The organism is Lysobacter sp. Soil_N_51 (genome assembly GCF_057655755.1).
The window spans coordinates 424,856-437,046 of record NZ_JBDGLR010000007.1; the positions used below are offsets into that span (position 1 = coordinate 424,856).

A 12,191-nucleotide genomic window follows, 5' to 3' on the forward strand; every position below is an offset into this window, starting at 1 on the left:
TTGTGAAAAGGTTCGTGAGGGCGACATGGCGAGTCGTCGATGGCGAATCCTTGGGGTATCCAATTCAGATTTGAAAACAGGGGTCAGAGTAGAGCGGGCTTTACTTAGAAAGTGCACTCTGTCTCCTGTTTTCGTTCGCTGCAACGGATGCGGCTGAGATCGAAGTCGTGCGTCCCGCCGCCGATGCGACTGCCGCTTTCACTATCGGTTTAGCCGCTTCGTTGGTCGGGATTGGCGCGTCGATGGGCAAGGATATGATCATCAACAGCGCTCGCAACGCTAAGGCATATTTGGAGGTTGCGAAGAACAAGTTGGAGGTTGTGGTTCGTGATCGGCTGAGCGCAGTTAGAGAGAAAGAACTGTTCGTGGGGAGCCGCTCTGGGCCGGCGATTGCGCGACAGTCGCAGCGGGGGTCTATTGATCTTTCTAGGCTTAAGGGCGACAGTGTTGCACACAATGGTTCAACGCCTAGTTCAGTTGCGTATTTAGGAAAGCGCAGTCCTAAATCTATTAAGCCTACAACGAGCCATGCGCTGCTGCCGAACGAGCTCAACAGAGGCACGTATGGGAGCCTAATTGATGAAGGGACAATCGGCGACAATATTACGCCGCATCACATGCCTGGCGCAGCCTTCATGCAAAGGAAGTTTGGTATTCCCGAGCGTGATTCACATGTGCACTGACCAGGACCAAGTGCATCACTCTTCACCTGATGACTCGCTTTTTCCCTGGACGTTGGCGAATCAGCAATTGCTGCCTGGTCAAGGACTTACTCAGGCCCAGAGCGGGTTTACCAAGAAGAGGGTCTAAGCCCTTGATCCGCTTACGTGATGCACTTGTACCTTGAGAGTGCAATGCCTTGAATATGGAGCAGCCACAAAAAGGCGGAAGACACCGTAGAACGGAGTCGTACGGTCGAAGAGTCTTCGATGATGAGTCGTCGCGAGATGCGCTGGCTCGTGATGTAATGGATGCTCGACGAATTTATATGCAAGATGGTCTATACGGCTCCGAAGTTCATTCCTCTCTTCGGGGCTATATTCAGGACTATAAGGCCGCGTACCCAGGGATTTTTGGCAAGGAGTAATTGCATGACCCGCTTTTCAGCTGAAATAGCTGCGGACCTTCGAAGCTTCGGTGAAGTTGTCGAGGGTAAGGTTGAACAGTTTGAAGATCTAGTGACCGAAGCTTCAGATGCCATGGATTCGTCCTTGATTGTTCTGTTATTGTTTGTCTTGGATGATTCATGCGAGTTTGATGAGGTTATGTTTGGCGTGGTTCATGCCTTGGAGAGATTTCCTTGGAGCGAGTACTTCGCCGCTCTCGTTAAAAATCTTCCGGCTATTTATGCGAAGGCGCCGCGATGGTGCTCTATTCTGCATACAAGAATTATTAACTTAGATTCTGCTTATGCAGAATTTATTAATATTTTTTCCACTGCGGATAATGAAATAATAGCTATTGAGAAAGAGATTCTTAGGAAAATTTCCGAGAAGGATAAATTTAAGTCTCGTTGCATGGCCGGGATGGCAGAGTTGGAATCAATTTAATTTAAACCTATTCCTACTCCTGCGACACACATAGATGCTGCCGCGGTGGCATTGTTCTCGGTAAACAGGGGCCAGAGTGCACTTTCCGATCCACTATCTGAGACCGGTCGAGCCTTTCGCGGCCGTCCGATCTTGGCCACGGGCGTGACCGCAGGTGTGGCCACCGTGTCAGCCAGTACCGTGGTTCGAGGCGCCGCCAGCGCCATCGGCGTAGCGAGCTTCAGCTGGCGAGATGTGGCGGTCGACGGCATCGCCGCGGGCGTGACCGCGGGCGCGGGTGCCTACTTGGCCGGGACCGCCACGTTCGGCAAGGTCGCGGCCGACGGATCGCGCGCGCTAAGCACCGCAGGCCGCGTGGCCCAAGGGGTGGCCAGCTACGGCGGCTCCGTCGTCGCCAACGCGACGGTCGGCAGGGATACCTATTTCAGCTGGAAGGGTTTAGCCGCGACGGCGGCGGGCGCCTATCTGGGCGCCAATCTTAATCCTTCGGGTTCCCTGCCGATCACCGATGGTTCCAGCGGCTTTGAACGCTTCGCGAACGACTTCGCAGGCAGCGCTCTTGACGGCGCGATCAACGCGACTGTACGTCGTTCGATGGGGTTGGGTGAACAGAACTGGGGGCAGATTGCGGTTGATGCGTTTGGGAATGCGCTAGCTAGCGCGGTGAAAGGCGGTCTGTCCGACCGGCGGGCCAGTCGCAACGCGCATGCGCTCATGGATCAGCAGCTGTACGACGCCGTTTGGGCGGATGGCAACCCATTTGCCAATCCCTACGACATGACGGCCGCGCAACGCGATAGCTTTAAAGCGATGCTCGATGGAGCCGTGGCGGGCCCCGGCGGTGGCGCGCCATCCCCTTTGACCCGGGCTAGGCGCGACTATGCGGTGCCGTTCGACAGTGGTTTGAAGAAGCTGGGGCTGGGCAAACCAACGGTGCTCTACTCAGAGACCATCTCCACCTTGCTGCGTCTGGCCCAAGACGGTGGCGGTTACGTGGGACTGCAACTCAATAGTGATGCAGGACGAAAGACCTCTTTATCCGTGGAGGAAGTCAAGGCGATGGCGGCATACATCCGGGCCGCTGGAGTTGAAGGCGCTTATACCGACGTGGCGCCCGACGCGATGGTCATGCTAGTTCCAGTCGAGGCGACCAAAAAGCAATTGGTCAGCGAATTGAGAGAGCATGCCGGCAATCTGCTGGTGGATGGCGACATCTCCAATTTGATAGGCAGCATGGAATTCGATGTGGTCACTGGAAGATCCGAAACCAGCGCATCCTTCAATTTGATGCCGCTGAGGCGGGAGTTGATATCCCGATTCGACGAGCGGCTGCTCGCCAATGAGAACGTGGTGGAAGCAGCCATTGCGGTGAGATATGCAAGCGCCGAGAACGTGGACGCCACCTCGATGACATTGTTCTCGGCTCCCACCGAAAAGGAGATCGCGCTTCAGAACCTCGATGATGTGATCAGGCAGGAAAGAGACAATATGATTGGCGCGGGCTTTATGCCGGCCAAGGACGGTAACAGTGAGCTGATCGGCAATGTGTATAAAGAGATCGCGAATGCCGGCATCGATTTTCTTTCCAGCAGACTCGGGGGCAGAATGAGGGTGGGCGGTTCGCTTGCGATCGGGCAGCTGAGGGACGCGGCGGTCGATCGGGCGGCCGATGTCGTCAAGGCGCGCGTCGAAAAGGAGCTTGATAACAGCATTCGTACCGAGTTGGGCGTTCCCTACGCAAGGTCGGCCGATCCGACGAGTTGGGTGCAAGAGTACGATGTCTACGGAAATGAAATATTTTACCGGGCCATGAGTCCCCGTCATTTGCGCAGGCTAATGCTCAGCCGATCGAAGTACGAGATCGTTCCCACTGGCGAAACAGGAATTTCCTCGCTCGATGCATATTCGAAGGAATTCGAGGGGGCTGTAGTCAGATTCGCGGCGAGGCCCGGAACCGCCGAAGCGCTATATAAGATTGGTCTGGCTGCCGACGGCAGCGAAGCGCACTATCCGGAATTGAGGTCCGTCCATCATGTGGACTGGCAGCAGAAATATGTGCAGTTCAAAAATGAGGGGGTGTGCCAAATATATTGCTGGGCAAGGGCGCGGGAATCGAGATCTTCAGATCCAACATCGTCGGATATACAGTTGTCAGGCAAGGGCTAGATAAGTAAAGGAAGCGATCGATGACAGGTTTAAAGAGAGTCTTTACCTTTCAGGAGGAGCTGAAGGCCGATCCGGCATTCCTGGCAGCCATTCAAGAGGCGACCTTGGATCCGGAGGAAAAGGTGTTCGGTTTGAAAGGCACGCACGGACTTCTAGGCACCGAGGAGTGGTGGAGTAATGTCAGGAGCGGCGTCATCCGTTCGTTTGTGAAGGAGGGCGTCGTGGTCAAGTTGATTAATGCCGATTCGGCCGAGGACGAGCCCAGCTTCAAGATGGATGTCGACGGCGGTCAGTATGAATATCACCAGTGTTTCGTGAACGATCGGGCGGACTTGGCGCTGTACAGACCCGGTGCGAGAGTCAAGATGATCGTCGCGTTGGATGAGGGCAAGTCCTTGGACGAACATGGCAAGACCCGGTACTTGGATCTGGTGTTGGAAGTGTTTGTGTCGACCTGAGTACAGAAGCGTCGGGCAGCTTTAGGGAAGCTCTGTGCGAAGAAGGGGTCAGAGTGGACTTTTCTATCCACTTTCCGAGACCGGTCGAACCTTAGACGGACGCTCAATCTTTGCAGTACCTGCCCGCCGCGGTGATTGGGCTTCGATCATTGGCGGAGATGTGAAAACAGGGGGGGCGAGCGGGCTTTACTTAGAAAATACACTCTGTCTCCTGTTTTCGTGTAAAGGGGATTGATCCATGGGTGTGGTGCTTTGTGGGTGTGGGGAAACGTTCATCGATGGGGAAATCCCATGTCCGCATCAGTTCAATTTGATTGCTGATGTCGATCTGGATGAAATCTCGGATGCCATGGTGTTGGCTTTGAACGAAGTGGACGACGGCTATGTAAAAATGCAGGTAACGATGATGGCGGGAGGCAGTGTTACCTACCGTTGTCCACGCTGCCATGGTCTTCTCGTCTTTTGGGATGGATTGGATCGGGCGCCTAAGTACTACCGGTTAGCGGATTGGGGTAAGTTGGATGAGAGTGCTGGTGCTTGATCGAAGATCGAGCTTGCCGAGCGTGCATTGAGATAATTCCAGCCTGTAACGGCCTTGAGTTCTCCCCATCCACCGGTGCTGCACGTAGGATCAGGGGCTAAGAAACTTACACTGTGCTCCCTGTTTCCGATGCGAGGCGTTCGAACCACTGCATCGTCGCCGCGGCCCAGGCATTGCGGCGCTGCTTATGATGAGATTTCGGACCCAGCAATCGACAGGGACTCAGCGCGATGAACCTCGCCGTGTTTTCATGGAAGATCCGCGAACGCTCCGACGCATGGCTGACGGCGATGCATTGGACGCGCGACGAATTGCTGGTGCTCACGGTGGACTTCGACGACTGGGACCAAGGGTTTCTTCGGCGCCGGGTCGAATTGCATTGCCAGTCGCCGACCCAGGTGCATTGCCAGCTCGGCGGGGTCCGCGAGATCGCGTGCGATTCCAATCATCCCTTGCTGCTCAGTCACCAGGGGGCGCGGTCGCAGTTGTTCTTTTCCGGCGTGGCCGCTTCGGCGGGCGAGGTCTATCTGGCCGCGCATGCGGCGATCGCCTCGGTATCGCAAGGCTGGTATGACCCGGCCGACGTGGTGTGCTATCCGGTGGAGCGTTTCGAGCGCTTGCTGGCCAGCGGCAACGGCATGTTGGCGCAAGGGCCGGACGTGGTGATCCAGGCGCTGGCGCGTGCGTTGGGCGGCTTGTTGCGGGTCAATGTGGTGCCGGCGGGTCCGTTGACGGGAAACGAGCAGAAGGTGGTCTTGACCCTGGACAAGCGCTGGGTCGTCTGCGATTCGGTGGAGGCGATCGAACGGGAGGACTGAAGCAGGTTCAGGCCCGCGTGCCGCGTCGCTTAGCGGTGCCGGCACGCTTGCGTACCAGTGATGCGGCCGGCTCGAGTTCGGCCCGCAACCGTGGCGCCCGCTCGCGGATGTAATCCCACAACCGATTCGCCACCGGCCCCTGCGGCCGGTCGCCGCGGCGCGCTGCGACCAGTTCCTCGCTGCCGCCGGGCAGGTGACGGCCGGTGATGGACAGCAACCGGCCGTCGCGGAGTTCTTGTTCGATCAGGAACCGGGGCAGGTGGCCCCAGCCCATGCCGTGCAGGATCACTTCCTTCTTCATGAGTTGATCGGCGACCACGCACTGGTGCGCGCCTTCGATCATGAAGTAGTTGATGTCGGGCGAATGGCGCGCGGTGTCGCGCATGACGCATTGGGTGAAATCGCGCATCTGCGCCGGGGTGATCGCGCGGGTGATCGGAAACGGCAGCAGGCCCGGGGCGACCACCGGCAGCAGCGGGACCTTGCACAGGTCGATCCATTCCAGGCGCGGGTCGGTCTTGTCGATGCGATGCACGATCAGGTCGGCGTCGCCGTCGAACAAGCGCTCCCACGGGCCGGTCACCGCTTCGAAATGCAGGTGCAGGCGGGTGCCGGGGCAGTGGCTGAAGAAGCCGCTGAGCAGAGCGAGCATCTGCGGGCGCGGGCACAGGTCGCCGATCACCACCCGCAGTTCGCTTTCCTCGCCCATGGCCAGTTGCGCGGCGTGGGAGCGCAGTTGTTCGGCTTCGCGCAACAGGGCTTGAGCACGGCGATGCAGCGAGCGGCCGGCGTCGGTCGGCTGCACGCGATAGCCGCTGCGATCGAGCAGGCTCAGGCCCAGCTGGGTTTCCAGCCTGGCGACCGCGGCGAACACCGCCGGGTGCGAGCGGTGCAGCACGGCGGCGGCGGCCTGGAAGCCGCCGGCGCGGATCACCGCATCGAAGCATTGCAGGTCGTGCAGGGTGAAAGCGCTCATGTCCGATTTTCTTACAAGGTGTGTGCGATCTTTGTAATATCAGTTCGGTTCGGCCGCAATCACGCTATGGGCCACGGCAACCGCCGTTGCAGAGGCGATCGGGCCGGCGACATCCGGCGCGGCGCTTCCAAGCACCGTATCGAGAAGCGCCGATCATGAACGAGTTGTCCTTTGTTACCGCCGGCGACGGCACCCGTATCGCCTATCGCATCGACGGCGCCAGCGACCGGCCGGTGCTGATGCTGTCGAATTCGATCGGCACCGACTTGCGCATGTGGGATGGCGAGATCGAGGCGCTGTCGCGGCATTTCCGCGTGCTGCGCTACGACACCCGCGGCCACGGCGCATCCGGTGTCCCGCTCGGTGCCTATTCGCTGGACCGTCTGGGCCGCGACGCGATCGAACTGCTCGACGCGCTGAATATCGAACGCGTGCATTTCCTGGGTCTGTCGCTGGGCGGCTTTATCGGCCAGTGGCTCGGGGTGCATGCGCCGGAGCGGGTCGACCGGCTGATCCTCAGCAACACCTCGTCCTATCTCGGCCCGGCCGGGCAATGGGACGAACGCATCGCTTCGGTGCTGAGCGCGGCGGATATGCGCGAGACCGCGCAGATGTTCCTCGGCAATTGGTTTCCCAAGGCCATGCTCGACGCCGCCTCGCCCATTGTCGAAACCTTCCGCGCCATGCTGCTCGCGACCGATCGCCAGGGGCTGGCCGGTTCCTACGCCGCGGTGCGCGACGCCGACCTGCGCCGCACGATCGCGCTGATCGAGCGGCCGACCCTGGTGATTGCCGGTCAGTACGACACCGTGACCGCGGCCAGTCACAGCGATACCATCGCGGCGACGGTGCCGGGCGCGAAACTGTTGGTGCTGCCGGCGGTGCATCTGAGCAATGTCGAATTTCCGCGGGAATTCGTGGCCGCGGTGCTCGAGTTCCTGGGCGCGGCTTGAGCGCGGCATCTGCGGTCTGCCGCGTCGTCAGGTGCGATGCATGCGGCGGCGATGAAGAACGCTCGTATGGAGCAAGCTGGTAATGCCGCCGGGCTTGATCGCGAAACTCGACGAGTGGCTGCGTTACACCGTAATCGACGACGGCGAACCGGACCGCGATCACGTCGTCGTCCGGCTTCCGCTCACCGCGTCGAAAATCGAGGTCGCGGCCCGTAGTCCAGCGCCGCCGTTCGCCTGGCCCGGTGTTGCCGCGACATTGCCCGGCGCCTGCGGCGGAAACCACTGCGCCCGAGCCAGCCATCCGTTGAGGAAGCGGCTCAGCACCGGATGTGCGCCGGCAAGGTTGCGGTAATAGTCGATCCGCCCCTGGCGATAGCGCGCGTACAGCGCGGCCTGATCGGCGCGTTGCAGCGCGCCGAGGGTCTGCGGACCGAAGCGGCCGTCGGCGGTCAGCGGCGGGCCCAGCAACTGCTGCAGCAGCGCGATCGCGTGGAAACCTGCGTTGACGTAGAAGTCGAACACGATCTCGGCCAGGAACTGCAGTTGAATCGCGTCGCCGTCGATCGGGTCCCAGTAAATCTTTCGGTAGATCGCCCCGGCCTGCGCGGCGTCGAGCGCGCGCAGGTTGGCCAGGGTCGGCGCCAGGCCGAGCAGGGGATGCGCGTAGTGTTGGAAGGTGCTCAGGGTGATGCCGAGATTGGTCGCGCCGCCGGGATCGGCCGGGTCGTCGACCCAGCCGCCCTCGAACTTGAGCAACTGCGGGAGATACAGGTCGAAATTCGCCATCCGTCGGGCTCCGTTCGGCAAGGGATGTGACGGCCGCGGCGGGCCGGGGATTCGCCGCCGCCGATGCGCGGCGCGCATACGGCTATCAACGTGGTTGCCGCGGCCATGTGAGTTCGAATGTCGATCCCGACCGAGCGGCGCAGGTCGGCCAAGAGGCCGGTCATGTCGATGCCGGCAGGCGATACGGCCCGGGGCAGGGCGTCGCCATGGCTCCGGGCTGCGATCGCCAGCCGCGGCGGATCGCGTCCCGCGCCAACCCGGACCGCCGCCGCGCGAGCGCGCCGGCCGCATCCGGCAAACCCCGTTCGCATCCGGCCACGGCCGATCTTGTTATCGTGTCCGCCCCCGCGAACTTGCACAGGATCCCTTCCCGCAGTGGCCCGCCGTACCACCCCGAGCGCCGCCGACGCCCCCGACCTGCTCAGCGTCGATCGCGACGGCCTGCGTCCGCTGGCCGAGCGCATGCGCCCGCGCAGCCTGGACGAAATGGTCGGCCAGCGCCGGCTGCTCGCGCCGGGCTCGGCCTTGCGCCGCGCGGTCGAGTCCGGACGCGTGCATTCGATGATCCTGTGGGGCCCGCCGGGCTGCGGCAAGACCACCCTGGCGCTGCTGCTGGCGCATTACGCCGACGCCGAGTTCAAGGCGATTTCGGCGGTGCTGTCGGGCCTGCCGGAGGTGCGTCAGGTGCTGGCCGAGGCCGCGCACCGGTTCGCCGACGGCCGCCGCACGGTGCTGTTCGTCGACGAGGTCCACCGCTTCAACAAGACCCAGCAGGACGCGTTCCTGCCGCATATCGAACGCGGCACGATCATCTTCGTCGGCGCGACCACCGAGAACCCGTCGTTCGAACTCAACTCGGCGTTGCTGTCGCGCTGCCGCGTGCACGTGATGGAAGCGGTGTCGCCCGACGACATCGCCCAGACCTTGCGGCGCGCGCTGCAAGACGAAACGCGCGGCCTGGGCGAGCAGACGATCCGGGTCGAGGACGACCTGCTGATGCAGATCGCCACCGCCGCCGACGGCGATGTGCGGCGCGCGCTGACTTTGCTGGAAATCGCCGCCGAACTGGCCGCCGATGAGGACGGCGCGATCACCGCCGGCACCCTGGCGCAGGTGCTGGCCGACCGCACCCGCCGCTTCGACAAGGGCGGCGAGCAGTTCTACGACCAGATCTCGGCGCTGCACAAATCGGTGCGCAGTTCCAATCCCGACGCCGCGCTGTACTGGTTCGCGCGCATGCTCGACGGCGGCTGCGACCCGCATTACCTGGCGCGGCGCCTGACCCGGATGGCGGTCGAGGACATCGGCCTGGCCGATCCGCGCGCCTTGCAGATGTCGGTGGACGCCTGGGACACCTACGACCGGCTCGGTAGCCCGGAGGGCGATCTGGCCCTGGCCCAGGTAGTGATCTATTTGGCGAGCACGGCCAAGTCCAACGCCGCCTATGCCGCGTTCAACGCGGCCAAGCGCGACGTGGTCGAGCACGGCACCCAGGACGTCCCGCTGCACCTGCGCAATGCGCCGACCAAGCTGATGAAGCAGTTGGGGTATTCGAAAGGGTATCAGTACGACCACGATGCCGACGGCGGCATCGCCCTGGACCAGACCGGTTTTCCCGATGCGATGGGCGAGCGGGTGTATTACCAGCCGGTCGAGCGCGGGCTGGAGATCAAGCTGCGCGAGAAGCTGACCCGCTTGCGCGCGCAGCGCGAGCAGGCGCGGGGCGAGGGCGATGCGGAGTGAGCCGGAGCAATGAACTCGTTGCTGCGTGGCTGTGAGGTTTTTGTGGGTGGGGCTTCAGCCCCGATGCTTTTCGCTCAGAATGGGTGAATCCGGGCAACTTGAGCGAAAAGCGTCGGGGCTCAAGCCCCTCCCGCAAAAGACTTCGGACTTGCGGCGCTGCTTGTATTGACGTTGCATCGTCGATGTTGTTGCTTGCACCACCGCCTGCACCAGCGCCATTTGAGCCACTCAGGGAGCCACCGGGATGACCCGCACCGCTTTACTGCAATTGCTAGCCGTCGGCCTGGGCGGCGCATTCGGCGCGATGCTGCGCCACGGCGCCAATCTGCTGCTGCCGCGCGCGTCGCCGCCGTGGCCGGCGTTGTCGACCCTGTGCGTCAACGTGCTCGGTTGCCTGTGCGCGGGCCTGCTGCTGGTCTGGCTGGGCCAGCGCGACGATGCGGATTTCTGGCGCGCGCTGCTGCTGACCGGCGTGCTCGGCGGCCTGACCACGTTCTCGGCGTTCGGCGTCGACCTGCTCGCGTTGCTGCGCGCGGCGCGTTACGACTGGCTGGCGCTGACGATCGCGGCGCATGTCGGCCTGGGCCTGCTGGCGATCGTGATCGGCTGGCGGCTCGGGCAGTCGTTGTGGTTCAAGCCGTGATTCGAGATCGGCTACTCGAACGGCGGATTGACCGGCAGCCGGGTCATCCGCAGCACGTCGTCGCTGGGCGCCTGCGACTTGTTGGCCAGCACCTGCTGCAGCGATTCGACCTCGGCCCAGACCATATGCTGCAGGGCCTGCAACAAGGTGGTGCCGGCGTCCGACAACGCCAGCCGGCCGTCGTGGCTCAGGGCCAGCCCGTCCTCGATCAACGCATGTTTCATATGACTGGTCTCCGGCTGCACCCCGCGCTGCAACCCCACCAGCACGCTCAACAGAGCGTGTTCCCGCAATGACACCTTGAACAAAGCCGCTTCCCCTCTCGCATAAAGGCGCACAGGTCTTTTGTGTGCCGATAATCACGATATGGGAGCCGATGTGATGACACCTTTGACAGGCATGAATGCACGCCAAAATGGCGTTTTGTAAGGGCGGACGGCACGCTGGCAGGGGGATGCGGCCGCCGCTCCGGTGCCGCCGGATCGGGGCCGCATGCCTTCCCGGCGTTGTAACTGTCACCTTGATCGCGCATCTTCGCCGCACCCGCCCCGATGGCGGGACCTCGCCCCGGCTTAGCCACCAGGAACTGGAACACCATGCTGATCTACGACCGCGTCGTACCGTTGAACCGCAACACCCATCGCCGCCTGCGCCTGCGCACGGCCACGCACAATGCCCGTTTCGCCGCCCAGCTCAATTCGGTGCCGCTGACCACGGTCGAATTCCCGCACGCCGCGTCCGAATACACGATCGTGTTCGCGCGCCTGGAGAACGGCGACTTCCTGCCGGCGGTGGTGGTCGGCCTGCGCAACCAGCACAATCTTTACGTCGACGAAAATTCGCGCTGGAAGCGCGGCTACGTGCCGGCGTTCCTGCGCCAATACCCGTTCATGCTGGCCGAGGACCGCGACAGCGGCACCCTGACGGTCTGCGTCGACATGGCCTACGACGGCCTGTCGGAGGAGGACGGCGACCTGCTGTTCAAGGAAGACGGCGAAGACAGCGAGAATCTGGCGCGGGCGATGGGCTTTCTGTCCGACTTCCACAACGAGTTCAAGCGCACCGCGGCGTTCACCGCGCGCTTGAAGGAGCTGGATCTGCTGGAACAGCGGGTGATCCGTTTCGGCGGCGAAGGCGAGCAGCGCGAGCTCGGCGGCGTGTATGTGGTGTCCGAAGAGCGCCTGCTCAAGTTGGACGACGCGGTGATCCCGGACCTGCTGCGCTCCGGTGCGCTCGGCTTGATCTATACGCACCTGGTGTCGATGCAGAATCTCGAGCGGTTGTCGGCGCTGGAGCAGGAAGATACGGCGAAGGCCGCGGCTGCGCCGAGCGCTGCGACCGCGAACGGTTCCGCGGGTTGAGCAGTTGAGCGAGTCGAGCGGACGAGCGAATTGAGCGCGCCGGCGAGTTGAACGGCCGAGCGAGTCAAATCGCAACCGCTTTTGCCGTTGCAGTTCCCCCCTTTGCAAAAGGGGGCAGGGGGGATTCGCTTTGGGGCTGTCCTAGATAAGGATTCGATCTAGGATGAGAAATGACTCTAAGTCGTTGTCGGATAAG

12 protein-coding genes and 1 pseudogene are annotated in these 12,191 nt (G+C 62.0%); 10 read left to right on the forward strand and 3 right to left on the reverse strand.

Annotated elements, in window-relative coordinates:
- The first annotated feature begins 167 nt into the window (after window positions 1-167).
- From AC3A4T_RS16005 to AC3A4T_RS16030, 6 genes are all read left to right on the forward strand, one after another.
- Window positions 168-683 carry a hypothetical protein gene (locus AC3A4T_RS16005; RefSeq protein ID WP_487676252.1) on the forward strand — a complete coding sequence of 172 codons (516 nt, stop codon included), beginning with the start codon at window positions 168-170 and terminating at the stop codon, window positions 681-683.
- Window positions 684-1,091: 408 nt separating this feature from the next.
- A complete protein-coding gene (locus AC3A4T_RS16010) occupies window positions 1,092-1,550 on the forward strand; it encodes an Imm30 family immunity protein (RefSeq protein ID WP_487676253.1) in 459 nt (152 codons plus the stop codon).
- A 165-nt stretch (window positions 1,551-1,715) separates the two neighbouring features.
- Complete coding sequence (locus AC3A4T_RS16015; protein ID WP_487676254.1) at window positions 1,716-3,716, forward strand: hypothetical protein; 2,001 nt, start codon at window positions 1,716-1,718, stop codon at window positions 3,714-3,716.
- 20 nt (window positions 3,717-3,736) lie between these two features.
- Window positions 3,737-4,174, forward strand: coding sequence for a hypothetical protein (locus AC3A4T_RS16020; RefSeq protein WP_487676255.1), 438 nt, complete (start codon window positions 3,737-3,739; stop codon window positions 4,172-4,174).
- Between the two features lie 238 nt (window positions 4,175-4,412).
- The gene (locus AC3A4T_RS16025; protein ID WP_487676256.1) at window positions 4,413-4,715 is read left to right on the forward strand and encodes a hypothetical protein; all 303 of its coding nucleotides are present in this window, start codon (window positions 4,413-4,415) and stop codon (window positions 4,713-4,715) included.
- Between the two features lie 230 nt (window positions 4,716-4,945).
- The gene (locus AC3A4T_RS16030) at window positions 4,946-5,533 is read left to right on the forward strand and encodes a hypothetical protein (RefSeq protein ID WP_487676257.1); all 588 of its coding nucleotides are present in this window, start codon (window positions 4,946-4,948) and stop codon (window positions 5,531-5,533) included.
- A gap of 7 nt (window positions 5,534-5,540) precedes the next feature.
- Here the strand turns inward: AC3A4T_RS16030 and AC3A4T_RS16035 are convergent, their stop codons facing one another.
- Window positions 5,541-6,509, reverse strand: a complete 969-nt coding sequence (locus AC3A4T_RS16035) for a LysR family transcriptional regulator (protein WP_487676258.1) — start codon at window positions 6,507-6,509, stop codon at window positions 5,541-5,543.
- A gap of 155 nt (window positions 6,510-6,664) precedes the next feature.
- Here AC3A4T_RS16035 and pcaD point away from each other — a divergent pair, with 155 nt between their 5' ends.
- A complete protein-coding gene (gene pcaD, locus AC3A4T_RS16040) occupies window positions 6,665-7,462 on the forward strand; it encodes a 3-oxoadipate enol-lactonase (RefSeq protein ID WP_487676259.1) in 798 nt (265 codons plus the stop codon).
- 273 nt (window positions 7,463-7,735) lie between these two features.
- Here pcaD and AC3A4T_RS16045 read toward each other — a convergent pair.
- Window positions 7,736-8,248, reverse strand: a pseudogene (locus AC3A4T_RS16045) (glycoside hydrolase family 108 protein); the annotation flags it as partial.
- Between the two features lie 375 nt (window positions 8,249-8,623).
- Here AC3A4T_RS16045 and AC3A4T_RS16050 point away from each other — a divergent pair.
- A complete protein-coding gene (locus AC3A4T_RS16050) occupies window positions 8,624-9,991 on the forward strand; it encodes a replication-associated recombination protein A (RefSeq protein WP_487676260.1) in 1,368 nt (455 codons plus the stop codon).
- A gap of 244 nt (window positions 9,992-10,235) precedes the next feature.
- Window positions 10,236-10,634, forward strand: a complete 399-nt coding sequence (locus AC3A4T_RS16055) for a fluoride efflux transporter FluC (protein ID WP_487676261.1) — start codon at window positions 10,236-10,238, stop codon at window positions 10,632-10,634.
- Between the two features lie 11 nt (window positions 10,635-10,645).
- Here AC3A4T_RS16055 and AC3A4T_RS16060 read toward each other — a convergent pair whose 3' ends face one another.
- Entirely contained in the window at window positions 10,646-10,858 is a 213-nt protein-coding gene (locus AC3A4T_RS16060) for a hypothetical protein (RefSeq protein WP_487676262.1), read from the reverse strand.
- A gap of 372 nt (window positions 10,859-11,230) precedes the next feature.
- Here AC3A4T_RS16060 and AC3A4T_RS16065 point away from each other — a divergent pair, with 372 nt between their 5' ends.
- Entirely contained in the window at window positions 11,231-11,995 is a 765-nt protein-coding gene (locus tag AC3A4T_RS16065) for a SapC family protein (protein ID WP_487676263.1), read from the forward strand.
- Window positions 11,996-12,191 lie beyond the last annotated feature (196 nt).